Annotated in this window: 19 protein-coding genes and 1 pseudogene; 10 read left to right on the top strand and 10 right to left on the bottom strand. The window is 67.3% G+C overall.

The annotated features are described in order from the left end of the window. Positions 1-3 precede the first annotated feature (3 nt). Positions 4-1005 (top strand): alanine racemase, encoded by a 1002-nt coding sequence (locus ACQPYM_RS41435; RefSeq protein ID WP_433012687.1) that lies wholly within the window; start codon positions 4-6, stop codon positions 1003-1005. Between the two features lie 79 nt (positions 1006-1084). Then, positions 1085-1816, top strand: a complete 732-nt coding sequence (locus ACQPYM_RS41440) for a methyltransferase domain-containing protein (RefSeq protein WP_433012690.1) — start codon at positions 1085-1087, stop codon at positions 1814-1816. 15 nt (positions 1817-1831) lie between these two features. Here the strand turns inward: ACQPYM_RS41440 and ACQPYM_RS41445 are convergent, their stop codons facing one another. Continuing rightward, entirely contained in the window at positions 1832-2974 is a 1143-nt protein-coding gene (locus ACQPYM_RS41445) for an NAD-dependent epimerase/dehydratase family protein (RefSeq protein ID WP_433012692.1), read from the bottom strand. Between the two features lie 147 nt (positions 2975-3121). Between ACQPYM_RS41445 and ACQPYM_RS41450 the strand changes: the two genes are divergently transcribed. Further along, positions 3122-3850, top strand: coding sequence for a class I SAM-dependent methyltransferase (locus ACQPYM_RS41450; protein ID WP_433012695.1), 729 nt, complete (start codon positions 3122-3124; stop codon positions 3848-3850). Here ACQPYM_RS41450 and ACQPYM_RS41455 read toward each other — a convergent pair. Next, the gene (locus ACQPYM_RS41455) at positions 3765-5999 is read right to left on the bottom strand and encodes a glycosyltransferase family 2 protein (RefSeq protein WP_433012698.1); all 2235 of its coding nucleotides are present in this window, start codon (positions 5997-5999) and stop codon (positions 3765-3767) included. The genes ACQPYM_RS41450 and ACQPYM_RS41455 overlap by 86 nt on opposite strands. Continuing rightward, a complete protein-coding gene (locus ACQPYM_RS41460) occupies positions 5975-6892 on the bottom strand; it encodes an NAD-dependent epimerase/dehydratase family protein (protein WP_433012701.1) in 918 nt (305 codons plus the stop codon). Before ACQPYM_RS41460 ends, ACQPYM_RS41455 begins: the two co-directional genes overlap by 25 nt. 286 nt (positions 6893-7178) lie before the next feature. On the opposite strand from ACQPYM_RS41460, the gene ACQPYM_RS41465 reads away from it, so the two are divergent. Next, positions 7179-11147: a GH92 family glycosyl hydrolase gene (locus ACQPYM_RS41465; protein ID WP_433012704.1), complete on the top strand. Its 3969-nt coding sequence runs from the start codon at positions 7179-7181 to the stop codon at positions 11145-11147. 276 nt (positions 11148-11423) lie between these two features. Here the strand turns inward: ACQPYM_RS41465 and ACQPYM_RS41470 are convergent, their stop codons facing one another. The 3 genes from ACQPYM_RS41470 to ACQPYM_RS41480 form a co-directional block, all read right to left on the bottom strand. Next, positions 11424-12494, bottom strand: a complete 1071-nt coding sequence (locus ACQPYM_RS41470; RefSeq protein ID WP_433012707.1) for a mannosyltransferase family protein — start codon at positions 12492-12494, stop codon at positions 11424-11426. Positions 12495-12835: 341 nt separating this feature from the next. Then, entirely contained in the window at positions 12836-15076 is a 2241-nt protein-coding gene (locus tag ACQPYM_RS41475; RefSeq protein ID WP_433012710.1) for a transglycosylase domain-containing protein, read from the bottom strand. Between the two features lie 133 nt (positions 15077-15209). Continuing rightward, a complete protein-coding gene (locus ACQPYM_RS41480) occupies positions 15210-16706 on the bottom strand; it encodes a short-chain fatty acid transporter (RefSeq protein WP_433012712.1) in 1497 nt (498 codons plus the stop codon). A gap of 223 nt (positions 16707-16929) precedes the next feature. Here ACQPYM_RS41480 and ACQPYM_RS41485 point away from each other — a divergent pair, with 223 nt between their 5' ends. The 5 genes from ACQPYM_RS41485 to ACQPYM_RS41505 all read left to right on the top strand — a co-directional run bounded on the left by ACQPYM_RS41485 (position 16930) and on the right by ACQPYM_RS41505 (position 21212). Then, on the top strand, positions 16930-17511 hold the full coding sequence (locus ACQPYM_RS41485) for a helix-turn-helix transcriptional regulator (protein WP_433012714.1): 582 nt from the start codon (positions 16930-16932) through the stop codon (positions 17509-17511). Positions 17512-17521: 10 nt separating this feature from the next. Next, the gene (locus ACQPYM_RS41490) at positions 17522-18601 is read left to right on the top strand and encodes an inositol-3-phosphate synthase (RefSeq protein WP_433012717.1); all 1080 of its coding nucleotides are present in this window, start codon (positions 17522-17524) and stop codon (positions 18599-18601) included. A 90-nt stretch (positions 18602-18691) separates the two neighbouring features. After that, the gene (locus ACQPYM_RS41495) at positions 18692-19552 is read left to right on the top strand and encodes a DUF72 domain-containing protein (RefSeq protein ID WP_433012720.1); all 861 of its coding nucleotides are present in this window, start codon (positions 18692-18694) and stop codon (positions 19550-19552) included. Between the two features lie 89 nt (positions 19553-19641). Further along, positions 19642-19794 (top strand): hypothetical protein, encoded by a 153-nt coding sequence (locus ACQPYM_RS41500; RefSeq protein WP_433012723.1) that lies wholly within the window; start codon positions 19642-19644, stop codon positions 19792-19794. Then, positions 19791-21212: a hypothetical protein gene (locus ACQPYM_RS41505; protein WP_433012726.1), complete on the top strand. Its 1422-nt coding sequence runs from the start codon at positions 19791-19793 to the stop codon at positions 21210-21212. The genes ACQPYM_RS41500 and ACQPYM_RS41505 overlap by 4 nt, the downstream gene beginning before the upstream one ends. Here ACQPYM_RS41505 and ACQPYM_RS41510 read toward each other — a convergent pair. Together ACQPYM_RS41510 and ACQPYM_RS41515 are read right to left on the bottom strand one after the other, a co-directional pair. Beyond that, entirely contained in the window at positions 21205-21846 is a 642-nt protein-coding gene (locus ACQPYM_RS41510) for a transcriptional regulator (protein ID WP_433023493.1), read from the bottom strand. The two genes, ACQPYM_RS41505 and ACQPYM_RS41510, sit on opposite strands and share 8 nt — an antisense overlap. Positions 21847-21870: 24 nt before the next feature. Next, positions 21871-22059, bottom strand: a pseudogene (locus ACQPYM_RS41515) (helix-turn-helix domain-containing protein); the annotation flags it as partial. Between the two features lie 102 nt (positions 22060-22161). Between ACQPYM_RS41515 and ACQPYM_RS41520 the strand changes: the two are divergent. Continuing rightward, positions 22162-24168: an MFS transporter gene (locus ACQPYM_RS41520; protein ID WP_433012729.1), complete on the top strand. Its 2007-nt coding sequence runs from the start codon at positions 22162-22164 to the stop codon at positions 24166-24168. 492 nt (positions 24169-24660) lie between these two features. Here ACQPYM_RS41520 and ACQPYM_RS41525 read toward each other — a convergent pair whose 3' ends face one another. Beyond that, positions 24661-26034 carry a PEP/pyruvate-binding domain-containing protein gene (locus ACQPYM_RS41525; protein WP_433012732.1) on the bottom strand — a complete coding sequence of 458 codons (1374 nt, stop codon included), beginning with the start codon at positions 26032-26034 and terminating at the stop codon, positions 24661-24663. Further along, positions 26019-26246: a hypothetical protein gene (locus ACQPYM_RS41530; RefSeq protein WP_433012734.1), complete on the bottom strand. Its 228-nt coding sequence runs from the start codon at positions 26244-26246 to the stop codon at positions 26019-26021. Before ACQPYM_RS41530 ends, ACQPYM_RS41525 begins: the two co-directional genes overlap by 16 nt. Positions 26247-26323: the final 77 nt, after the last annotated feature.

Below are 26323 nucleotides of genomic sequence, written 5' to 3' on the forward strand. Positions count from 1 at the left end.
AACATGCCCCTGATCCTGCACATCGATTCCGATCGATGGCGCGACCACCTCCGTTCCACGTGGAACCCCGACATCATCCCGGTCGCCAAGGGCAACGGGTACGGCGTCGGCAACACCCGGCTGCTGGCCGAGTCCCGCGCGCTCGGCGCGCGCACGGTCGCGGTCGGCACCTACACCGAGGTGCCGCCCGACTTCAAGGACGACGTCGTGGTGCTCTCGCCCTGGCGCCCGTTCCTGGAGATCCCGCAGGGCAAGAACGTCATCCACACGGTCAGCCGGCTGGCCGACCTGGTCTCGATCCCGGCCGGCAGCCGGGTCCTGATCGAGGTGCAGACCTCGATGCGCCGGCACGGCATCGGCGCCCGCGAGCTGCGGCACACGATGCTGCTGAACGCGCTGGATCGGATCAAGTTCGAAGGCTGGTCGCTGCACTTCCCGATGGGCGCGGGCGGGACGTCCGCGAACATCCGGGAGGCTCAGGAGCTCGGCCGCGCTGCCCGGGCGGTCCGCAACGGACCGCTGTGGGTGTCGCACGTGCCGGTGCAGAAGCTCGCGGACATCGGCGAGAACGTGAAGCTCCGGATGGGCACCGGTCTCTGGCTCGGTGACCGCGGCGCCTTCACCGTGCGCGCGACGGTTCTCGACGTCCACTCCGTACGCCGGGGCGAGCGCGTCGGCTACCGGCAGCGCCGGGTCGCCGGCGACGGCCACATCCTGGTGGTCTCCGGCGGTACTGCGCACGGTGTCGGCCTGGAGGCCCCCACTGCGGCGGCAACCGTCCGGCAGCGCGCGATCGCGATGGCCAAGGGCAGCCTGGACGCGGCCGGGATGGCCCTGTCGCCGTTCTCGATCGAGGGCAAGCAGCGCTGGTTCGCCGAGCCGCCGCACATGCAGGCCAGCATGCTCTTCCTGCCCTCGTCGGTGGCACCGCCGGCTGTCGGTGACGAGGTGGGTGTGGACGTCCGCTTCACCACCACGATCTTCGACAAGGTCTCGATGGACTGATGCTCGCAACGGCGGTCACTCGTGCCGGGTGACCGCCGGTCTTGACTTCAGGTGCACCTGAAGTTGCACCGTTGGTTTCATGGGTGAAACGACATTTCTGGACCGGATCGAACAGACGCCCGGTGCGCTCGCGCTGCGGGCCGAGTCGTACCGTCTGCTCCGCCTCGGACCCGGCGACACCTGCGTCGACGTGGCCTGCGGTGCCGGGCACGCGGTCGATGAGCTGAGCCGGGCGCAGGTCAAGACGATCGGCGTGGACTCCGACCCCGCCGCGATCGCCACCGCGCGGTCCCGTACGCCGGACGCGGTGTTTCACGTGGCACCTTCCGACCAGCTGCCGCTCGAGGACGAGTCGGTCGACGGCTACCGCGCCGCCCGACTCTTCCATCTGCTCCCCGACCCGCGGCCGACGATCGCGGAGGCCTGGCGCGTACTCCGGCCCGGCGGGCGGATAGTGCTCGTCGGCCAGGACTACGGCTTCCTCATGCTCGACAGCGACGACCAGGACCTGACGGACGTGATTGAGCTCGGCCTGGAGTCGCGATCGGTCGCGCCCCGGGCCGCCCGTGGCTTCCGCAACCTGCTCCTCGACGCCGGCTTCCATGACGTCGAGGTCGTCGTCCACACCGAGGTAGTCACGGAGTACCGGCAGCTGGCCAAGCAACTGGAGGGTGCGGCGTCGGCGGCGGTCTCCAAGGCGCTGATCACCCGGGAGGACGCCGACGGCTGGCTGGCCGAACAAGCCGACCGCGGCCACCGCGACCGCTTCCTCGCCGTACTCCCGATCCTGCTGGTCGCCGGCACCCGCTGACCCGCCCCGGCGCTCCTAGGTGCGCCAGCGGATGGTGGGGAGTAGGGCTGCCAGGTTCACTCGGTCCTTGTGTTCGGCGACAATGTCGAACATCGACTCGATCAGGGTCTCCGACAGCAGGTGCGGCTGCAGGCCGAGGTCGACGAGACCGGTGTGCTTGACGTTGTAGTAGTGCTCCGGCTGCTCGACGCGTGGGTTCTCCAGGTGCTCGATCTGGACCGGGCCGGGGAAGCACTCGGCGACCAGGGCGGCGATCTCGCGGACCGAGTAGCTCTCGGTCATCTGGTTGAAGACCCGGAACTCCCCCGCGGCGGCCGGGTTCTCGACGGCGAGCCGGATGCACTCGACGGTGTCGCGGATGTCGAGCAGGCCGCGGGTCTGCCCGCCGGTGCCGTAGACGGTCAGCGGCTCACCGAGCACGGCCTGGATGACGAAGCGGTTCAGCACCGTGCCGAACACCGCGTCGTAGTCCAGCCGGGTGGCCAGCCGTGGATCCCGCGCCGTCTGCGGAGTCTGCTGCCCGTAGACCACGCCCTGGTTGAGATCGGTGACGCGCAGACCCCAGACCCGGCAGCCGAACTCCAGGTTGTGCGAGTCGTGCACCTTGCTCAGATGGTAGATCGAGCCCGGCTTCTTCGGATAGAGCATCCGGTCCTTGCGGCCGTTGTGCTCGACCTCCAGCCAGCCTTCCTCGATGTCGATGTCGGGCGTGCCGTACTCGCCCATCGTGCCCAGCTTGACCAGGTGGATGTCCGGGTCGAGCTCGGCGACGGCGTACATCAGGTTGAGCGTGCCGATCACGTTGTTCTGCTGGGTGTAGACGGCGTGTGCCCGGTCTATCATCGAGTACGGCGCGGCGCGCTGCTCGGCGAAGTGCACGATCGCCTCCGGCCGGAACTCACGCAGGACACGATCGACGAACTCGGCCTCGCACAGATCACCCGTGTACGCCGTGATCCGCTGCCCGGAAACCTCTTCCCAGGCGGCCACCCGGGTGTCCAGGTCTTCGATCGGGACGAGACTGTCGACGCCGAGCTCGCGGTCGTAACCGCGCCGGGCGAAGTTGTCGAGCACTGCCGTCTGGTGCCCACGGTCGGACAGATGCAGTGCGGTCGGCCACCCCAGGTAGCCGTCACCACCTAGGACGAGAACGCGCACGGGCCAACCGCCTTCCGGACGGAAATGTTGCCGATGTCCTACCTGTGTACCCACCTGCGCTCGAAAACACCTGGGCGCCGGCTGGCAATTTGCTGTGAATCGGCGCATCCCCGCAACGGCTGGTGCCAGCGGTGCAGAATGGGCTGGATGCAACAAAACGACGGAGCCTTCAGCAACGCCACCGGCCGCAGCCTCGAGCAGGGCGGCGCCGATCAGCCGCGTTATCGCCGCTACCAAAGAGAATTGATCACCCCGTACTGCGGGCGCTCCGTGCTCGAGGTCGGCGCGGGACTCGGCGAGTTCGCGGCCGGCCTGACCGGTCTGGACCGGTTGGTCGTCACCGACGCGGATCCCGGCGCGGTTTCCCTGCTGGACAAGCGCTTCAGCGACCGCCCCGAGGTCCAGGCGAAACAGTTTGTCCTCGGCAACGAATTCACTCTGGCCGAACCGGTGGAGTCGGTGATCGCGGTCAACGTGCTGGAACACCTCGAGGACGACGCGGGAGCCCTTGCCGCGTTGGCGAAACTCGTCGTACCGGGTGGCAGCATCATTTTGTGGGTGCCCGGTTACCAGCAGCTGTACGGCGAATTCGACCGTCGCGTCGGGCATTATCGCCGCTATACCCCGGCCACCGTGAGCGACGCAGTACTGCGGGCCGGGCTGCGGGTGGAGGTGGCGAAGCCGGTCAACTTGTTGGGTGGGATCGCCTGGTGGGCAGCGGTTCGCCGTGGTGGGACCACGGCACCAAACCCCAGGCTGGTGGCGATCTACGACAGGTTCGTCGTACCGGTCACGCGGGCGGTGGAGCGTCGGGTGCGCGTTCCTTTCGGCCAAACCGTACTGTGCGTGGCACGTACTCCCGCCACCAAGTCGTGAGCATCACCCGCGCGTAGTTGGCGCCATAGACGAGTCCCGGCCCCTTCTTGCTCGTCCCGTCGCCGCGACGCCGCATGGTCATCGGCAACTCGACCACACGGGCACCACTGGCCAGTACTCCGAGCAGCAGCTCCGACGACTGGTACTGCGGCTCGCGCAGCGTCACCTCGCAGGCCAGCGCCGCCCGCATCGCGCGGAACCCGAACGACGTGTCGGTCAGCCGTCGGCGGGTCAGAATCGACGCCAAGGCGGCGAATACGCGCACCCCGAGCCACCGCAGCCTGCTGTCCGCGTCCTCTTCGCCCAGCCGGCGTGAGCCCGTGACGAAGTCCGCCTTACCGTCCAGGATCGGCTGCAACAGCACCTCGAGCTCACTGTTGTCGTACTGCCCGTCCGCATCCGTCGTGACGACGTACTCCGCTCCGCCCTGTCCCGCCAGGTGATAGCCGAGCCGAAGCGCGGCACCTTGCCCACGGTTGCGCGGGGCAACACAAACGAAGGCACCATGTTCCGCAGCGATCTCGGCCGTGTTGTCCTCGGCACCATCCGCCACGACGAGTACGTCGACCGGCAACCCAGCACACGTCTTGGGCATGTCTGCCAGCACAGCCCCGATGCCCCTGGCTTCGTTGTACGCCGCAATCACCACAACCACCGGCGCGAAAACCACGACGCCATGTCTGTCCCTGAAGTCGGCCAGAGCCTCGGAATCAGTCTGGTCCGGGTAGCTCCCCAGCGGCGGCCGCGCCTGATCCTTGCCCAGGATGGCCCGCAACCCGATCGCTCCAGCCAGCGGGAAGAGCACCAGCCCCGGCAGCTGGTAGCGCCAGGAGAACTCGAAGGCCGCAGACCCCAGCAACAAGATCACCCCTGCAGCGGCCGGCAGTAGTGCCGCTGAGCGAAGCCCCGACTGCTTTGCTCGGCCAAGTCCGGCCACTGCGGCCAGTGCGATCAGTACTGCGATCCCGAGCGCCAGGCCCGACGTGTAGCCGCCATTGAGCTGGTAGGCCCGCAGTACTGCAGCTGCGTCGTGGTTGACGTGTGGGTCCATTCCACCCCAGAGCTGCGAGGCCTTGGTCGTGTTGGGCTGGTCCAGGTTCGGGTAGGTCAGCTGGAACTGCCAGCGCTCCAGGGGTACGTCGTCCGGCGAGGTGGTCCGGCTAAGCGCGAAGCCCTTGAGGAAGTCCTTGACCACGGCCCCGGCGACATCGAACGGCTGGTGCCGGATCACCAGAGCGCTGAACTCCTGGGCGAGCTGCTGCTTGGTGGTCCCGGGTGGGAGTGGGCCCGGCCAGCTCGGGTCGCCGTAGTGGTTGTGGGCGTACTTGTCGACGCCCAGGCGCTGGCCTAGTGGCTCCTTGGGGCAGAACATCCTGGTGCCCTCGTTGAGCGGCAGCTTGGCGCAGTCGGCGACCACAGCGGTCCGGCCGTACAGGACCTGGTTCTCGGCGCCCGAGATGGCCCACTTGCCGGTTTCGCTGTGGATGTAGCCGACATAGGCGCCGAACAGCACCAGGAAGCCGGCTAGCGCGGCAGCGGTTCGCAGTACGAGCCTGGTGCGGTGATGGCGCCAGTCGGAGCCGACCACAACGAGGTAGAGGACCGCCGCGACGATCAGGGTGAGTCCGATCGTGCGTACTGCGAAGGCGGCGCCTAGGAGGAGGCCTGCCGCCAGTGCTCGCTTCCAGCCCGGCTTGCCCCAGCCGAGCAACGTCCAGAGGGCCGCGACGAGCAGTAGGTCGAAGGTGGTCTCGGCCATGATGTTCTGCTCGATCTGCACCTGGTAGGCGTCGAGCAGGATCGGTGCTGCCGCTAGAGCCGCCAGCCACCTGTAGACAGTGAGCCTGCGAGCCAGTGCGTAGATGGCGACGCCCATAGCCAGCCCTGCGAGGTGCTGGACGATCACTACGCCGGTGAGGCCGCCGAGGTCGACCAGTGGCTTGAGTACGAAGTCGTAGCCGATCGGGTTGAGCTGGTCCGGCCGCAGGTCCTCCATGTTGTTCAGGTACTGCACGGAGTCGGTGTAGATGATGGCCGGGCGGTACGCGACCGTCGCCAGCACACGCAGGACCAGGCCCGCCGCCAGGAGGATGGCGAGCAGCCAGTGGGACCGGAGGGTCCGCCTTACTGAGCCTGGAAGTACTGCCACGTCCGCGCCAGGCCGTCCTCCAGCGAAACCGTGGGCCGGTAGCCGAGTGTCTCCGCACTGGCGGACACGTCGACCACCACAGCAGGCATCTCCCCAGCCGGCGCCTCCACATGCTCAGTCGGTACTGCGGCACCCGTCACCGCACGCACTGTCTCGACCAGGTCGAGCACCGAGACCGACTCGCCCGAGCCGATGATGGCCCGGCCGTCGAAGCGCGTGTCGAGGGCCAGCAGGACGGCGGCGACCACGTCGTCGATGTACACCAGGTCCCGGCGCTGCTTGCCGTCGCCATAGACCTGGACGCCGGTGCCGGCCAGTGCGGCGCGCATCATCCGCGGCACGAAGCTGTCCTTGTGCGCCATGCCCGGGCCGTACACGTTGGTGAAGCGCAGTGCGGCCGTCCCCAGCCCGTAGCTACCGGAGTACGCCGAGAGCAGCATCTCGCCCGCGGCCTTCGTCGCGCCGTACGGCGTGAGCGGGCGCAACGGGTGGCCGGCGGTGATCGTGTCGGTGCCCACATCGCCGACCACCGCGTTGGTGGAGGCCAGCACGAAGCTGTCCACGCCGCTGCCGCGGGACAGCTCGAGCAGCACCTGGGTGATGGTGACGTTCTCGGCGAAGGTTCGCATCGGGGCGTCGACGGAGCGCAGTACCGAGGTCAGGGCGGCCAGGTGGACCACCGCGCGCGGCCGGGTCTCGAAGGCCGCGATACAGACCTCCTGCTCGGCCAGGTCACCGGTGATCGCGGTGACGCCCTCGTCCCACGACTCGGCCGGCGGCTCCCGGTCCACCGCCGTCACCGGCAGGTCCCGCGCCCGCAAGGCCGCCACCACGGCCCGTCCGATGAAGCCGGCCGCGCCGGTCACGAGCACCCTGTCCCCGAATCCGTCCATACCCAGCAACCTACCGCCGGGGCAGCGGGCGGCTCGCCAGAGACGCCGAACCAGGCGGCCGAGCGGAACGGTGTGCGACGAACTCTTGACCATCGGTGATCAGATAGGGAGGATCTCCCCGACGCGGGCTGACAACCTTGTCATCGGGGCCGCGTAAATCTTCGGCACGCGGCGACCGCCGTACGCCGGGCTCGTCGTGCAAGGAGCGTAGATGGATCTCCGCCGCCCACTCCGCCGCCCACTGGGGCTCGTCACGTCCCTCGGTCTTGTTGTGACAATGACTGCTATGTCCTCATCGACGTCAGCCAGCGCCGCCTCCGACGCAAACCCGGCCGCCGAGGCGCAGCCGGCCGTCGCCGGTTCCAGCTTCTTCACTTCCTTCGAGCCGGGCCAGCCTCAGCCCGGGTACACCGACACGGTCGAGACCGGTCCGGACGGGAAACCGCGGACCGACGGGGTCCGCGGCCCGACGCCGACCGGGATCGGCGGCAGCGAGATGGACAAGGTCGTCAAGGTGACCGCGAACGGCGAGAACACCGGTGGCGGTGAGATCGCGACCAACGCGGCCGACGGCGACAAGTTCACCAAGTGGCTGGTGTTCCAGCCGACCGGCTGGCTGGTCTACGAGACGTCGGCGCCGGTGGTGATCCGCAAGTACGCGCTCACCTCGGCCAACGACGCGCCCGGCCGCGACCCGAAGAACTGGACCGTGTCCGGCTCGAACGACGGCACCACCTGGACGACGCTGGACAGCCGGACCGGCGAGGACTTCGCCACCCGTTTCCAGACCGTGGAATACACGTTCAGCAACGACACGGCGTACAAGTTCTTCAAGTTCGACGTCACGCTGAACCATGGCGACAACATCGTCCAGCTCGCCGACTGGTACCTGTCCAACGGCGCCCCGCTGCCGCCACCCGGTGAGAACGCCGAGTCGCGCCTCGACTCCGGCCCGACCAGCGCCTACAACGCACGCGCCCGGACCGGCTTCACCGGCGTCAAGAGCTTCCGGTACGCCGGTCACCAGACCGCCGAGGGCCGCGGCTACACCTGGAACAAGATCGCCGACGTGGACCTGACGATCGGCCCGGACACCCAGCTCGGCTACAAGATCTTCCCCGAGCACGTCGAGGGCGACCTGAGCTACCCGAGCACGTTCGCGGCTGTGGATTTGGCCTTCTCCGACGGCACCTACCTGAGCGATCTGAAGGCCAAGGACCACCACGGCTTCGAGCTCAGCCCGCGCGGCCAGGGCGACGCCAAGGGTCTGTCCACGAACCAGTGGAACAACATCGAGGCCGACTTGGGCAAGATGGCGGCCGGCAAGACGGTCACCCGGATCCTGGTCGGGTACGACAAGCCGTCCGGCCCGGCCGACTTCCGCGGCTGGATCGACGACATCCGGATCAGCAAGGCGACCAGCTCCGACGCCGCCGCGCAGAAGATCGCCCGGCATCACCCGTCGGACCTGGCCATCACGACCCGCGGGACGAACTCGACCGGCGGCTTCTCCCGGGGTAACAACTTCCCGGCGACCGCCGTACCGCACGGCTTCAACTTCTGGACGCCGGTGACGAACGCCGGCTCGATCTCCTGGCTGTACGACTATGCCAAGGGCAACAACGACAAGAACAAGCCGGAGATCCAGGCGTTCTCGATCAGCCACGAGCCCAGCCCGTGGATGGGTGACCGGCAGACCTTCCAGGTGATGCCGTCCACTGCCGACACCCCGACCGCGAACCGCAAGGCGCGAGCCTGGGCGTTCAGCCACGACAACGAGATCGCCCGGCCGTACTACTACGGCGTCACCTTCGACAACGGCAACGCGGTCGAGCTGACACCGACCGACCACGCGGCGATGCTGCGATTCTCGTTCCCGGCGGGCAAGGCCTCGCTGGTGTTCGACAACACCAGCAACCTCGGTGGCCTGACTCTCGACCCGGCGACCGGTGTCGTCACCGGCTACAGCGACGTGAAGAGCGGGCTGTCCACCGGTGCCGGGCGGTTGTTCGTGTACGGCGTGGTCGACCAGAAAGTAGTTGCCAGCGGCAAGCTCGCCGACGGGGGCGGCGCCAACGTCGGCGGCTACTTCTCCTTCGACCCGAAGGTGAAGCAGGTCCAGCTGCGGATGGCGACCTCGCTGATCGGTACGGCACAGGCGAAGAAGAACCTCGAGCTCGAACTGCCCGAGGGCAGCCGGTTCGAGAAGGTCCGCAACGCGGCGCAGGAAGCGTGGGACGACAAGCTCAGCACGATCCAGGTCGAAGGCGCGACGACGGACCAGCTCACCACGCTCTACTCGAACCTGTACCGGCTGTTCCTCTACCCGAACAACGGCTCGGAGAACACCGGTACGGCGAGGAACCCGGTGATCACCTACGCGTCGCCGACCTCACCCAAGGTCGGGCCCGACACCCCCACCACGACCGGCTCGAAGATCGTGTCCGGCCAGACCTATGTGAACAACGGGTTCTGGGACACCTACCGAACCGTCTGGCCGGCGTACAGCCTGTTCTCGCAGGACACCGCTGACGACCTGGTGAACGGGTTCGTCCAGCAGTACAAGGACGGCGGCTGGATCTCGCGCTGGTCGTCGCCGGGTTATGCCAACCTGATGGTCGGTACCAGCTCGGACGTCGCGTTCGCCGATGCCTATCTCAAGGGGATCAAGGGCATCGACGTCCAGGCGACGTACGACGCGGCCCTCAAGAACGCATCGGCCCGTCCGCCCTCGGACAACGTCGGCCGCAAGGGCCTGGACCGCTCGGTGTTCAACGGCTACACCGCGAACACCACCGGTGAGGGCTTCAGCTGGTCGATGGACGGCTACATCAACGACTACGGCATCGCGAACATGTCGAAGGCGCTGTACGACGCCGCGAAGAAGAGCGACCCGCGCAGGCAGGAGTACCTCGACAACTACGACTACTACCTGAACCGCGCGCGCAACTACGTGACGCTGTTCGATCCGGCGCTGAACTTCTTCCAGGGCAAGGGGCCCGACGGCGTCTGGGGTCACTCGCCGGCCACCTTCGACCCGCGCGACTGGGGTCACGACTACACCGAGACGAACGCCTGGAACATGGCCTTCTCCACTCCGCAGGACGGCGCCGGCCTGGCTGCCCTGTACGGCGGTCGCGAAGGTCTCGCGAAGAAGCTCGACGAGTTCTTCAGTACGCCGGAGGACGCGTTGCACACCGGCGGGTACGGCGGCACGATCCACGAGATGCTCGAAGCGCGGGACGTGCGGATGGGCCAGTACGGCCACAGCAACCAGCCGTCGCACCACATCGCGTACATGTACAACTTTGTTGGCCAGCCCTCCAAGACGCAGGAGAAGGTGCGGGAGGTGCTCGACCGGCTGTACCTCGGGTCGGAGATCGGCCAGGGCTACCCGGGCGACGAGGACAACGGCGAGATGTCCGCGTGGTACCTGTTCAGCATGCTCGGGTTCTACCCGTTGCAGGTGGGCTCGCCGTCGTACGCGATCGGCGCGCCGCTGTTCACCAAGGCGACGGTGCGGCTGGGCACCGGCAGGAAGCTGACCGTCAGCGCCCCGAACAACAATGCGGCGAACAAGTACGTGAAGGGCGTCAAGGTCAACGGCAAGAAGTGGACCTCGACCGCGCTGCCACACGACCTGATTGCTTCCGGCGGCAAGATCGAGTTCGAGATGACCGACCAGCCGTCGACCTGGGGCACCGGCCGCAACGATGCTCCGCCGTCGCTCACGACTCCGGGCGAGGACCCGAAGACGTGGCGCGACTCGACCGAGGACTCCGGCGCCGTCGTCGCGGCTGGTGGGGTGGACGTCACCGCACTGACCGACAACGACTCGAAGACGCAGGTGACGCTGGCCGGCGCGAAGCCGACCGTGACGGTTCAGCTGCAGCAGGGCCGGCCGGTCACGATGTACACGCTGACCAGCGGAACGACCGGTACTGCGCCGACGGCGTGGACGCTGGAAGGGTCGAACGAAGGCACGACGTGGACCGAGGTGGACAAGCGGAGCGGCCAGACGTGGGCGTTCCCGGCGTACACGAGATCGTTCAGCGTTGCCGGGCCGAGGGCGTTTACGCAGTACCGGCTGGTGATGACTCCGGCGGCTGGGGCTGACGGGGTGACGCTGGCCGAGCTCGAGCTGCTCGGGACGCTGAAGGGCATCGAGGCGGGCATCCACCCGAGCGAGAAGCGGGTCGCCGAGACCAAGCCGAGCCCGACACCGTCCCAGTCCATCAACCGGAACTACGGCTGATCCCCGGGGCCGGTGGTGGCGTGGGCGGCCGCCGCCACCGTCCTTTGGGCAAAAAACTTCCGGCGGAACCTGCCCCTGAGAGGTTCCGCCGGACGCCCGCGCCTGTCGGCCGGGAAGTATGGAGGGGTGGCGACCCCGCCCGGCCTGCCACCCCAACACTTTTACTGACGAGCGAGACTCCGCTGAGGTTGCCTTGAGCCCAAACTGTCCACATCCCGGACAATCAGGCGGGCTGCCCTAGTACGAATGCGCCGACGCTTACTCAGGTGGCGGGTTTCAGCCGGCCCAGTGGCCGGTGAAGAAGGCGGCGGCCCAGATGGCTGCCAGGGGTATTGCCACCGCCAGGTAGAGGCGGCCCAGCCAGGGTCTTCGCTCGGCCAGCACCGCCAGGCCGATCCACAGCGGCCACCAGAGCAAGGTGGCGCGGGTCAGAGAGTAGATCCAGAACGAGGTGACGAACGCGGCGATCGTGGCCGCCACCCAGGCCGCTTCACCCCACGAATGACGCCAGAGCAACCAGACAATGAGGAGCAGGCCGACGACGAGGGCGACCAGCTCGGCCCGGAACATCCAGGTCCAGTCGCTGCGCTCACCCGAGAAGTGGCCCTCGGTCGCGGCATCGATAGTGTTGGCCAGCGAGGTCCACGGCTTGGTGAACTCACGGGCCCAGCCCTTCTCCTGCGCTTCCTGCCAGGCGAACCAGGAGCCGTGGATCTGCTTCAGGTACGCCATGAAGCCGAGCACCGGGACAGCCGGCAACGCCAGCCACGGTACGGAGTACCAGTCCCTCTTCTTCGAGGTGAGGAACTCGACCACGAGCGCGGCGGCGAGGAAGATGCCGGAGACCCGGACGGTGCACGCGAGCGCCACGAACAGCGCCGCCTTGCCCCACTTCCCCTGGCGCGCCGCGAGCCAGCCGGGGAAGGCCAGGGCGCAGAACAACGCCTCGGTGTACGGCGCGGCGAGAAACACCCCGACCGGAGCCGTGAACCAGATCAGCGCCGCCTTCGGCCCGAAGTTGGTCAGCTGCGGAAACTCGTACTGCGCCAGCCGGGCCAGGTAGACGCCTGCAACGGCACTGGCGACCAGGGAGATCACCACACCGCCCGCGATCGGGCCTATGCCGGTCCAGCCGACTACACGCATCAGGTACGGCAGTCCTGGGAAGAACGCTGCCAGCGGAGCACCAGACGGCTCACCGCGGTTGTAGCCGAACTCCGCTATCGCCTTGAAGTGCGCGACATCCCACTGCAGCCAGGCGCGCCACACATCGGGGTAGTCCTTCCCCGAGTTGAACAGCAGCGGAGCCGAAACGGACAGCAGAAAGATCCCAACCCGACTGACCAACCACCACCCAAGCGTCTCCCGCACAACCCCATCCGGCCGCCACCGAACCCCCAGCACAGCCCCACCTCTGGCCCGCCGACCCCCCTGCGACTGCTCCACCACCGCCCGCTGCTCCGGCTCGCCCCCAGCCGCCCGCTCAGCCACCACCAGACGCTCGTTCCCGCGCAGACTCCACCCACTGCACTCCGAACCACCCAGGGCCTGTCACCCCCCAATGGTGCCCCATCCCCCTCGCCCGTCGAACAGCCGTCCAGCCCTCCCGGCGCCACCGGTTCCGGAAGTTGTTGCGGCTGGCTACAAAATGACGACGGCACCCCGGTGTGGGGTGCCGTCCTCTGGAGCTATTCCTCGTTGGATTCCTCTGGTGGAGGAGTCGTGCCCGTGCTCGGTGGGCCGGTGGGAATTGTCGGGAAGGTCGGTTTGGTCGGCTTCGTCTTCGTCGGGGTGTTCGACGGCTTGGGCGGCTTCGGCGTATTCGACGACGGCGGCGGCGTGGAGGACGGTGGCGGCGAGCTCGGCGGCGGCGGGGTACTCGAAGGCGGCGGGGTCAGCGTCGGGGTCGGCGTGTAGGTCGGCGTCGGCGTCGGGCTGGCCTTGACCTCTTCCTCGTTCGGCTCGGGGAACTCCTGCTCCGGCAAGCCCTCGTGCGCCGGCTCCATGAACGCCAGCCAGGTCTTCACCGGCCAGTTACCGCCGAAGAACGCCGGATCGTCGCTGAACGGGTCGAGGTCGGACTCACCCAACTTGCCGGCCCTGTACACCACCGCGGTCGACAGCTGTGGCGTGTACCCGGCCCACCACGACGTCAGCGTGTCCTTACCGTCCAGACAGCCGTCGCACTCGGCGTTCTTCTTGCGGTGCTCGAAGGCGACACCACCGGCGGTGCCGGTCTTGCCGGCGGCCGGACGGCCCAGCTCCTTGGCGCCGTCACCGGTGCCCTCCTCGACCACGTTCTGCAGGACGTAGTTGACCATGTTCGCGACATCGGGCGGGAAGGCCTGTTTGGCCTGCGTCTTGATGATCTTGTTCTGGTCGGTCCAGGGCTTGAAGTTGGGCCCACTGACGCTCATCAGCGTGTGTACCGGTACGTACTTGCCGCTCGCGGCAAACGTCGCGTAGGCGCTGGCCATGTCGACTGCGGATGCGTACGGATCCGGGCCGAGCACCGTCGACGGGTTCTCGCGGCCGCGCTCGAGTTCCTTGGTCTTCGGGATGCCCGCGGCCTCGGCGGCGTTCACCAACTTCGCCGGGCCGTCCTCCATCTGCTTGTCGATCAGGTCGTAGAAGGCGGTGTTGATGGACTCCTCGGTCGCCTCGAGCAGGTTGACGTCGCCGTAGTCCCGGTCGAACTCGTTGTTGAGTTTCTTGCCCTGGACCTCGATCGGACTGTCACCTTGGTAGACCTCGTAGATGCCCCGCTTCTCCAGCAGAGCGGCCGCGACGGCGAACGGCTTGAAGGACGACCCCGGTCTGGCCTTCAGCGTCGCCCAGTTCAGCTGGCTCTTCAGATAGTCAGGGCCGCCGTACATCGCTACCAGCTGCCCGGTGCCCGGCCGGACCGAGGCGAGCCCGACGTGCAGGTTCGCCCGGTTCTTCTTCGGCAGCTCCTCCTGGCCGGCCTTCACGATGGCCTTCTGCAGGTCGACGTCGAAGGTGGTGACGACCCGCAGACCGCCGCCACTGATCTGGTCCTCGGGAACCAGCTTCGCCAGCTCCCGGCGAGCCATGTCGAGCAGATATCCGCTCGGGCCCTGGTACCGGCTGCTCTTCTCCTTCTTCTTCAGCGGCGGCAGCTTCGCGCTGTACTGCGCTGCTTTGGCCTCCGAGATCGTGCCGCTCTGACGCATCCCGTCGATGACGTAGCGGTACCGATCGAGGATCCGCTTGTGCGCCGACTTGTCGTCGGGATCGAAACGGGTCGGGTTGTTCAGCACGGTCGCGAGGAGGGCGGCCTCCGGGATGCTGAGGGTCTTCGGATCCGTCTTACTGAAGTACGCCTCGCCGGCCGCGGCGACGCCGTACGCGCCCTCACCGAAGTAGATGGTGTTCAGGTAGCCCTCGAGGATCTCTTTCTTGTCCTGCGTGCGGCTCAGCTTGGTGGCGATGAAGAGCTCGCTGAACTTCCGGGAGAAGGTCCGCTCCTGGGTCAGGTACATGATCTTCACGTACTGCTGGGTGATCGTCGAGCCACCCTGCAACTGCTTGCCGCGGGCAATGTTGAACGCGGCGCGCGCCATCCCGGACGGCGAGATGCCCGGGTTGGTCCAGAAGGTGCGGTCCTCGGCGGCGATCATCGCGTCCTGCACGTACTTCGGGATCTGCTCCAGCGGTACGGAGCGCCGGTTCTGGTCGTAGAACGTGCCGAGAACGGTCTTGCCGTCCGAGTAGTACACCGTGGTCGTGTTGGCCGCGAACTCCTTGTTGGGGTCCGGGATCTCGGTGGTTTGGTAGCCGATGAAGAAGGTGGCCACGGCGCCGATCACCCCGAGGAAGCAGAGTGCCAGCAGCCAGCCCATCACCCTCAGCGCCCAGTGTTTCTTGGCGCGCGCACGGGTAGGGGCCTTCCTACGAGCTTCACTCACAGTGCAATCCTCGACGATCTCGCTGAAGTCATTGCGCCCCAGCGTACGGCGGATGTGGTAACGCTCCCTATTCCGCCTGGATCGTAGCGGCCCACCGGCCACTTACGGTAAGACACTGATCACTACCCCGGATTCACCCGGTGATGTGGGGCGCCAGGAGGGTCACCGCGATCAGTGCCGCCGGGAAGCAGGCGAGGAACATGGTGAACGTGTAGCCCATGATGTCGCGGGCCTTGAGCCCGAGGATGGCCAGCGTCGGCAGCATCCAGAACGGTTGCAGCAGGTTGGCGCTGGCCTCCCCGAGGTCGTACACGACCACCATCCAGCCTGCGTCCACGTTGAGCTGGTTGGCCGCGTCCAGCACGTACGGCGCCTCGATCACCCACTTGCTGCCACCACTGGGCACGAAGATCCCCAGGATGCACGAGTAGATCGCCACCAGCGGCGGGAAGATCACCTGGTTGCTCGCCTGCACCAGCCACCCGGCCAATCGGGCGGAGATCCCGGTGTACGCGATCATGCCGAAGATGCCGCCGTACAAGGGGAACTGCAGCAGTACGCCGGCCGCCGCCGGTGCGCCGTCCCGCACCGCGCGCGCCATCCGCCAAGGACGCCAGTGCAGCAACAGGGCGAGCAGGAAGAGGATGAGGTTGACCGTGTTGAGGTCCAGTGCGCTGAAGAAGTTCTTGCCGTCGAAGTACCGGACGAGATAGATCGTGCCGAGCGCGACGATCAGCAGGCTGAACAGTGGCGAGTGCTCGAGCCAGTCACCGGGTCTGCGCTTCTCGTCCTCGGCCCCGTCAACCCGCTGCCCGTTGTAGGCAGAACCCCTGCCGAACAGCGGCCGGAGCTCGATGCCGATGTCCTCGGCCGTCCGGGAATTGCCCTCACCCGGTGCGATGAACCACGCCATCGCCACGCCCACGACGTACACAAGGAGCGTGGCGGCGATCGCCTGCCAGGTGAAGATCGTGTCGCTCAGCGGGATGACTCCACTGGGGTGGCCGCCCTCGCGGATCACCTCCTGCACCGGGGCTGGGCTACTACTCGCGCTGGCGACCTGCAGAGCTGCCGAGCCGGACAGGCCCTGCGCCCAGACTGTGCCGAGCCCGAGGAACGCCATGGCGCCCAGCGCTCGGTAGTCGGCCTTCGGAACGTTGCGGGCGACCTCACGAGCCAGGATGGCGGCGAAGATCAGGCTGAAGGCCCAGTTGAGGTACGACGCCAGCATCGCGATCGCCGCGACGAAGGCGACCGCAGTACGGGGTGACTTGGGGATGCGCGCCAGCCTGGCGATCACTCGGGCGACCGGCCGGCTGGTGGCCACGGCGTACCCGCCGATGATGATCATCGCCATCTGGAGCGTGAAGGTGATCAGGCTCCAGAAACCCAGACCCCAGGCGTCCACCAGACCGTAGCCCTTGGTCGCCGCCGGATCGTCCGGCCGCTTCAGCAGCGGCTCGCCGGTGACCAGGCCGAACAGGAGCACCACGAAGGTGCCGACCAGTACGAACCCGAACGCGTCCGGCAACCACTTCTCGGTGAAGGCGGTGAAGCGCAGAGCGGTCCGGGCCAGCGGGCCCTCGCCCTCGGCGCCGTGTTTCGCGTGCTTCCCATGGCTGTCCGCCATGACCCTCCGCTCCTGGACCACGACTCTGTGTCAGCTGATTAACGCAGATCAGCGCCTGACGTAACAGGTTTTCTGGCTGCGCGTCGTGACGAAGCTGACAAAGTCCGCCTTTGTCAGGAGTTGTCCACAGCCGATCGCGGTGCTTACAGTGGCGGAGCGATGTATCAACTCGATACATCACGTCATGACAAAGCATGACAAAATGGGTCGAGGGAGGTGGGTCATGGGAAACCGCAGCGGAGTCCTGGAACTCGCCGTACTCGGCCTGTTGCACGAAGCGCCGATGCACGGTTACGAGCTCCGCAAGCGCGTCAACGCCCAGTTCGGCTGGGGACGCGTGCTGTCGTTCGGATCGCTCTACCCGTGCCTGAAGGCGATGCTCCGCAACGGACTGATCTCCGCCGACGCCGGTACGCCGGACGCCGGGCGGAGACCGAAAATCGTCTACACGATCACGGCCGACGGCAAGGACTACTTCGCTCAGGCGATGAGTGAGGCCGGTCCGTCGGCGTGGGAGGACGACACGTTCGGCGTCCGGTTCTCGTTCTTCGGCCGGACCGATCCGGCCACCCGGTTGCGCATCCTCGAGGGCCGACGGGCCCGGATGGAGGAGCGGCTGGCCAACTTCCGGGCCGCGATGAGCCGGACCGCGGAGCGGGTCGACGCGTACACCCTCGAGCTGCAACGGCACGGCCTGGAGTCGGCCGAGCGCGAGGTCCGCTGGCTGAACGAGCTGATCGACGGCGAACGCAGCCGGCAGCGGCCCCCTGATGAGCACCAACCGCCTGTTCCACCCCCCAACTAAGGAGTTCCAGATGACTTCGATCCGCGTAGCGATCGTCGGTGTCGGCAACTGCGCCAGCTCGCTCGTGCAAGGCGTGCACTACTACCGCGACGCGAAGCCCGACGAGCGCGTCCCCGGTCTGATGCACGTCCAGTTCGGTGAGTACCACGTCCGCGACGTGGAGTTCGTGGCCGCGTTCGACGTGGACGGCAAGAAGGTCGGCCTCGACCTCGCCGACGCGATCGGTGCCAGCGAGAACAACACGATCAAGATCTGCGACGTGCCGCCGACCGGCGTCACCGTGCAGCGCGGTCACACCCTGGACGGCCTCGGCAAGTACTACCGCGAGACCATCACCGAGTCCGACGCTTCGCCGGTCGACGTCGTCGCCGCGCTGCGTGAGGCCCAGGTCGACGTCCTGGTCTGCTACCTGCCGGTCGGGTCGGAGCAGGCGGCGAAGTTCTACGCCCAGTGCGCCATCGACGCCAAGGTCGCCTTCGTGAACGCGCTGCCCGTGTTCATCGCCGGCACCAAGGAGTGGGCGGACAAGTTCACCGCGGCGGGCGTGCCGATCGTCGGCGACGACATCAAGTCGCAGATCGGCGCCACCATCACGCACCGCGTGCTGGCCAAGCTGTTCGAGGACCGCGGCGTCACCGTCGACCGGACCTACCAGCTCAACGTCGGCGGCAACATGGACTTCAAGAACATGCTGGAGCGCGAGCGGCTGGAGTCCAAGAAGATCTCCAAGACCCAGTCCGTCACCTCGCAGCTGGTCGACGACATCGACCCGCGCAACGTGCACATCGGCCCATCGGACTACGTGGCCTGGCTGGACGACCGCAAGTGGGCCTTCATCCGGCTCGAGGGCCGCAACTTCGGTGACGTCCCGCTGTCGCTGGAGTACAAGCTCGAGGTCTGGGACTCGCCGAACTCGGCCGGCATCATCATCGACGCGATCCGCGCGGTGAAGATCGCCAAGGACCGTGGCGTCGGTGGCCCGATCCTGTCCGCCTCGTCGTACTTCATGAAGTCGCCGCCGGAGCAGTACGCCGACGACGTCTGCCGCGACCTGGTGGAGAAGTTCATCAAGGGCGAGGTCGAGCGCTGACCCGCTCCCCCTGTACTCCGGGCCCCGCGACCCTCACCGGTTGCGGGGCCCTGCGTTTTGTTGTCGGTCTGCTTCGGTAACGTCCCGTCCATGCGGCTGCATGTGGGGTGCGCGATGTGGACGCACGCGCCCTGGAACGGGCGGTTCCTGCCGCATCCGCTGCCTGCCACCGAGCGGCTCGAGGCCTACGCGACCTGGTGCAACGCGGTCGAGGGCAACACCACCTTCTATGCGACACCAGCCCGATCGACCGTCGAAATGTGGGCCGCGCAAGTGCCCCCTGACTTCCGCTTCGTCCTGAAACTGCCGAAGACCATCACCCACGACCTCCGCCTCCACGACGCCGCCGACGCCGAACTGCGCACCTTCCTCAACGCCATGCAGCCCCTCGGCCCGCGCGCCCACGCTCTGTGGATCCAGCTACCGCCTTCCTTCAGCCCCTCCGAGCTCGGCTCTCTGGCATCGTTCCTGCACCGAGCACCGTCGGCCTTCCGGTACGCCGTCGAAGTCCGCCATCCGGCCTTCTTCACCGACGAGCGATCGACCCAGCAACTCGAACAAGTCCTCGGCCGCGTCGGCGCCGAGTGGGTGCCCTTCGACACGATCACCCTCTTCGAAACACCCGCTTCAAGCTACGGCGAACGCGAGGCGTGGCTGAGCAAGCCGCGGGTACCTCGGCGGACGCGAGCGCTCACGCAGTACCCGATCGTGCGCTACATCGGCCGCGATGATGTCGAAGTGACCGCGCGCGGCTGGCAGTATCTCGCCGACCAGACCGCCTCTTGGTTGTCGGAAGGGCGGTCGCCGACCGTCTTCCTGCACACGCCCGACAACGTCGAGTCGCTCGCGCTGGCGCGGCGCTTCTACGACGACGTGCGCACCCGGGTGCCTGAGCTCGACCCGCTGCCCGAGCCGATGCCGCTGCGGGCCGAGCCGCCGACGCTTTTCTGAGGGTTATCCACAGCTGGCAAATCCGCCGCTGGGATGGTGGCGAATCTCCATATGTTCTCCGGCGAGACCAACTCTCCGGGAGGACAGCCATGGAATCCACCGACGACCGCGACACCCGCACCCAACTGCTGATCGCCGACCTGCGCCGGCGCGCGGAGGCCTGCCAGGATCCACGCGAGCAGGCCAACCTGCGGCGATCCGTCGACTCCCTCGTCCGGCTGGCGACGGCGCGCCGGTCATGATCGACTCACTCGAACGCCTGCTGGAGCAGCACGCCTGGGCGGCGTTGCGCATCAGTGGCGCGGAGCAGTCCGCGTGGAACGGCCAGATCATCGAAGCCGACGACGGCGTCCTCGGTCTGGCGCACTGGGACGGGACGCTCCATCTGGACCGAGACTTCATCCTCGACCCATTGCAGGATCTCTACCGCCGCCCGGGCGAGTCACGCACCGACGCCGAGCTCACCCGGTGCCGCGACGCGTTGCTGACGTTGCTGCACGAGCAATCCCACTTCCTCGGGCCCGCCGGTGCCACCCAGGAGGCAGCCCACGCCGCCTTCAAACTCCCCGGCGGCCGCCCCCTGGAAGAAGGAGTAGCTGAAGCCTGGGCCCACGACCATCTGGACGACTACCTCCGCGAGCTAGAGATCGACAAGGTTGCCCCCGGCATCGTCGATATCCGCACCGAACCGTCGTACGCCGCCTTCGTCCCCGCCGTCCGCCTCTTCACCGCCCACCTCGACCGCCAGACCGGCGCACCACCCGGCGAAACCCTCCACCTCCTGAACCGCCAAACCGCAGAAGGCCAATGGCCAATGGCCATAGCCCTCATCTACAACTCCACCCGCCTCCCCGACCTGGTCCCCTCGACCGACGAACCTCCCATCCGCCACCACCTAGAAGAAACCCTCCGTAACTCCTTCAAATCCCTAGAACTCTACGAACCCTTCCCCCGAGGCTTCGCCGCCTCCCGCTCCCACGCCGCCACCACCAGACTCCTCACCACCCTCCACCAATCCCTAACCACCACCGAACACCACCACACCCCACCCCCACCCCGAACCCACCTCCACCTACCCCCACCCACCGTCCCCACCCCAACCAGACGCCGACTGACGACCAGGACACCCACGGCGTCCCCGGCTTCAACGACTCAGACGCCGTTGATCAGTTCAGCGGGCAGGACTCCACCCCCCACCCCCACCCCACTCCCCACCGCGTCGGCAACTAACGCCCCCCACTCCATCCCCAAACCACCCCGCGCCATACAAGCAACGCCAACCTCACCCTCAACCACAGCTATGCCACCTTCACCGCTAGGAGTAGCCACAGCCAACCCACAGCCCGACGACCTCGCCCCAGCTCTTGCCTCAACCACAGCTATGTCGCCTGCACCGCTAGGAGTAGCCACAACCGACCCCCAGCCCCACGTCCTCGGCCTTGCCCCGACCTCCCCAGCCACCGCAGCGCAGCCTGCCCCGGCCCACCACGAGCAGCGCGCCGCATCAACCCACTCACCCCAAGCCGCCGCAATCCATCACGCCTTCGCCGGCCTCACGCCACCAACCGCCCGCGCTCCAGCACCTCCGGATCCCCCACCCCAACCCGCGGCCACCAACACCGCACGGCAACTGGAGCCAGACCTCAGAACCCTCAGCTGACCGAGCTCTCGCCCCGATCCTGCGTGAGGATCCGCAACGCATCTGCCGAACTGTCGCCGATGGGTGTGTAGATCTCAAGCCGATGATCCGGACTATCCGGCTGAAGCCACACCTGATACGCAACGCTGGCCGCCCCGATCGTCGGGTGCTGCAAATGCATATCTCCCACAGTGCAATCCGCAACTTCGCCGGTCGCCCACAAGGTGGCGAACTCGTCGCTCCCCATCGCGAGTTCACCAATCAGTTCCGCCAGGCGCGCGTCGGTAGGAAATCGACCAGCAGTCAACCGGAGGTACGCGACGTGGATCCGTGCAAGCTCGGCCCAGTTCCGATGCAGATCACGAGTGAGCGGATCAAGGAAGAACATCCGCGGAATGGACGGCCGGCGCCGAGTGTCCTGCGGCGCCTCAAAATCAACATGCTCAGCAAACAGCGCGTGCCCAAGCCGATTCCAAGCCAGGACGTCTCCTCGACGCCCCAACACCAGCGCCGGCGTAGCAGCATCGAGCGACTTCAGCAGGCTGAGGACACGCGGGTGTGGTGTCTCGTGAGGTGGTTCGGAGAGTCCGGACGCGGCGGGCCGCCGCGCGAGGTTGTGCAGATGAACAGCCTCAATCTCGTCAAGCTGCAGCACCCGAGCAAGAGCATCAAGCACCTGATCAGACGCAGCATCCGCCTGCCCCTGCTCAAGTCGCGTGTAATACCCCGCACTAACACCCGCCAACTGTGCGAGCTCCTCGCGACGCAGCCCCGGTACTCGTCGCGACGTCCCATACGTCCGCAACCCGATGTCAGCCGGCGTAATCCGATCCCGCCGACTCTTCAAGAACCCTCCGAGCGTCTCCACACCCCGAGCCTAGGTCGCCCACCACTCCCGTGGGTGCACCTGCTGGGTATACCCACACCAGAAGCCTGGCTACCCCTCACGCCATGCCCGAACGTCAACACCATGTCCACCCAGCACAACCAGACCCCACCCCACCCCACCGACCAACACGCAGACCCGAACCTTCCCCCGAGCAACAGCACCAGCACCAGCACCAGCACCAGCAACAACCGCAACGGCAACCGCAACGACAGCAACCGCGGGAGCAACTCCACGGTCGGCGCCAGCGCTGCAGCTGATCGAGACGCAAACCCTCACGACCGCACCAGCCATGACGCCCGCGACCACACCCCCAACGTCCGGGACGCCGTCCACGCCGCCTCTGCCACTCGAAGACGCCGGGGTGCCAGCCGTCGCAAGGAAAACGAGTCTCGCCGCGGTGACTCCGATGTTGTCGCCCGCAGCTACAACGGCGTCATGCGTGGCGGTAACGACAGCGTCGCTCACGACAGCTCCGGCACTGTCGCCCATAGCAACGACAGCGGTGTCACGCGCGGCGGTAACGACGGTGCCGATCACGGCGGCTCCGGCACTGTCGGGTGGAGTGCCGCCGGCGGTGTCGAGCGGGGTTCGCGGGGCATTCGTGGGCGTGGGGATGCTGGTGGGTCGCGGCGGGCGTGGCTTGGGTTGTTGGTTGTGCTTGGCCCTGTGGTGTTGGTGTCCATGGACGGTTCGATCCTGTTCCTCGCGATGCCCAGGATCAGCCAGGCTCTGACACCGGGCGCGGATCAGACGCTGTGGATTCTCGATGTGTATGGCTTTGCCGTCGGGTCGCTGCTCATTGCCTTTGGCAACATCGGTGACCGGTACGGGCGCCGGCGACTGCTGATGATCGGCGCGGCAGCGTTCGGTGCTGGGTCGGTGATGGCTGCCTTCGCGCCCAACGCCGAGTTGCTCATCGCCGCCCGCGCGCTCATGGGTATCGCAGGTGCGACGCTCCTGCCATCGGCCTTGGCCGTGCTGAGTGAACTGTTCGCCGACGCCCGTCGCCGCGCGCAAGCTATCGGCATCTTCGCAGCGGTGTTCGCTGCCGGGTTCGCGATTGGTCCGATCGTCGGCGGCCTGCTCCTCGAGCGGTTCTGGTGGGGCTCAGTCTTCCTGATCAACCTGCCCGTCATCGCGCTCTTCCTGTTCTTCGCCCCGGCGCTGCTCGGCGAAGTACGCACAACCCGACCTGGACGCGTGGACCTCCTCAGCGTGGTGACCTCCGCAGCCGGCCTTCTGCTCTTCATCTACGGCCTCAAGCACATAGCCGCCGAGGGCCTCTCGTTCACGGCCGTACTGACCGGCGTGGCAGGAGTCGCGCTGCTCACCTGGTTCGGCCGTCGACAGCGAGTCTTGGAGCACCCGTTGATGGACTTCTCGCTCTTCCGCGACCGCATCTTCACTATCGCGGTCATCACCGGTCTGCTGCCTTTGGCCGCGTGGTCGGCAACGGCCTACCTGGCAGGCATCTACCTCCAGTCCGTCCTCGGCCTGCCCGTCCTGCAGACAGCACTCCTCGCCCTCCCCGGCGCCGTACTGCTGACCACCACCTGCATTGTCACCCCGATGGTGGTCGACCGGATCGGCAAGCGAGCCATCCTGATCGTCTGCCACTTCTCCATCGCAGCCGGACTACTCCTACTTCTCCCAGCAACGGTCGCCAGCGGCGTCGGCTGGTACATCGCCTCCACGGCCATCGCCGGCATCGGCTACGGCATCTCCTTCGCCGTCGTCGCCGACACCGCCGTCGGCGCAGTACCGCCAGACCGAGCCGGCTCCGCAGGCGCGATCGCCGAAACCAGCAACGAAATCGGCAACGCCCTCGGCATCGCCTTACTCGGCTCGCTCGCCGCCTTGGTCTTCAGACTCCAGGGCCCCGACGTAGCACCCACCCTCAGCGAGACCCTCCACCTCCCAGATCTATCCGCCGCAACAGCCCTAACCGCAAAGTCCGCCTTCGTAACCGGCCTCCACATCACCGCCACCGTGGCCACCCTCCTCCACCTAACCCTCGGCCTCCTCACCCTCCGCTGGCTCCCCAACCCCACGCAGAAACAGCTCATCCCGCCAGCCGATCCGGCGTAGCTGTTGCCTTGCGACAGGCACCGGGCAAGTCCCTGCGCGCTAACCGCGGCGGCGGGGGCGGGGCGGGGAGTGCCCCACGAAGTCGATCGGCAGCCGCGCAAGGCGTTCGCCTAAACAGAGCGACTTGTCGCCACCCGGTGCCAGCGGGTTCACCCAACGGGTCGGCATCGCCGTGCCGAGTCAGATTAAGAGCTGAACTGCCATCGGATGGGTCCCTTCGGATCCGGTGTCGGTCGTGATCACGTCCCGTCGCGTACAGCCGTCGTCACGGCGCGCAGTACGCGTGGCCCGCGGCAACCATGCCCGTCGAAGACACCGGCCCCCACGCGCCCGCCGTACTCGCTCCTCCGCCGCACTCGCTCCGCTGCTCCTGCTCTGGAACGTCAACTGGCATCCGGCAACAGTTCGTGACCGCCGCGGTGACGGCCTCATCGGAGACCGCCGTGGTGACGGGTGCCGGCGGTGATCACGTCCCGTCGGGTACCGCCGTCGTCACGGCGCCTCGGAGACCACCGTGGTGACGGCGGCGTCGGAGACCACCGTGGTGGCGGCGTCGGGGACCGTTGTGGTGGCGGCGTCGGAGATCGTTGTGGTGACGGCGGCGTCGGGGACCGTTGTGGTGACGGTGCCGGTTGTGCCGTTGATGGTGATGGTGGCGCCGTCGTGGATTCTCGTCGTGGCGTCCGGGATGCCGAGGATTGCGGGGATGCGGAGTTCGCGGGCGACGATTGCGGCGTGTGAGAGCACGCCTCCGGTCTCCGTGAGGACGCCGGCGGCGATGCGGAGGAGGGGCGTCCAGGCGGGGTCGGTGTACGGACAGACGAGGATGTCGCCCGGGCGGACGCGAAGGAAGTCGGCCGGGCCTCTGACGATTCGGGCGGTTCCGGCCACCAGTCCGTGGCTAGCTGGGGTCCCGGTCAGCACCGTGGGCGACGCGACCGGAGCTTCGGATGGTGCCGGTGGAGGCGTCGCGGTGATCGGCCGCGCCTGGAGAATCCAGATGTGCGAGTCGGCAATCGCCCACTCAATGTCCTGCGGCCCGCCAAGCACAGCAGCAACCCGCTGCCCGAGCAAGACAAGCCGCGCGACAGTCGCATCATCGAGAGTCGCCCGATCGCGATCAACGCCAGAAACCTCACTGACAACAAGCCCGCCACTGACCAGCCCGGGGGCGGACGACGCATCCACGGCGGCCGTGCTGGCATGGGACCGCGTGTCTCCGGTGCCGACCTGCCCGGTACCGGAGCGTGTGTCCTCGCTGCTGACTAACGCGGCGGCGGAGTGCGCATTGCCGTTGCTGGCCAGCTTGGCGGTGGAGTGTGCGGTGTGGGTCGCGGTGAGGTTGGTGGAGGGCTGGGTGCCGGTTCGGTCGAGGCGGGTTTGTTTGTGGGCGATGGTGCGGGTGATCGTGCCGTCTGGGGCGACGCGGTAGGCGTCGGGGGTGACTGTCCCTCCTACGACTGCGGGGCCGAGGCCCCAGGATGCTTCTATCTCGGTGGGGCTTTCCGGGTCGGCGGGGGTGAACATCACGCCGGAGATGTCGGCGTCTACGAGGCGCTGGATTAGGACGGCCATTGCGGGCTCGTCAGGCGGGGGGTGGTTGGTGCTGGGATCGTTTCGGTAGGCGATTGCGCGTGAGGAGTGGAGTGATTCCCAGCAGGTCCGCACCGCCGCGGCGACGTCCGGGACGCCTCGGACTGCGAGGACGCTTTCGTGCTGGCCGGCGCCCGACGCATGGACGGTGTCCTCGCTGTTGGCCGACGACCGCACCGCGACCGGTACGTCGCCGAGCCCGCCCAGCGCTTGTGCGAGCGAGTCGAGGAGCCCTCCCGCGAGCGGCCAGCTCGCGATCACCCGCCCGGCCACGTCGGATCCGGCACTGCCTCCAGTACTGCCTCCAGCACCCGCTCCGTCTCCAGCACCACCACCGGCTCCAGCACCCGCTCCGTCTCCAGCACCACCACCGGCTCCAGCACCCGCTCCGTCTCCAGCACCACCACCGGCTCCTGCACCCGTTCCGGCACCATCTCCAGCTCCCGCACCGAGTCCGCCACCCGCAACCGCACCAGGACCCGCATCGGCTCCGGCTTCCGCTCCGAGGTCGCGGACGGCGGCGAGGTAGGTGTTGAAGGGGATTACGAAGCCGTGGGGGATT

It is taken from the genome of Kribbella sp. CA-294648, from assembly GCF_050943845.1.
In the GTDB taxonomy this organism is placed as follows: Bacteria; Actinomycetota; Actinomycetes; order Propionibacteriales; family Kribbellaceae; genus Kribbella.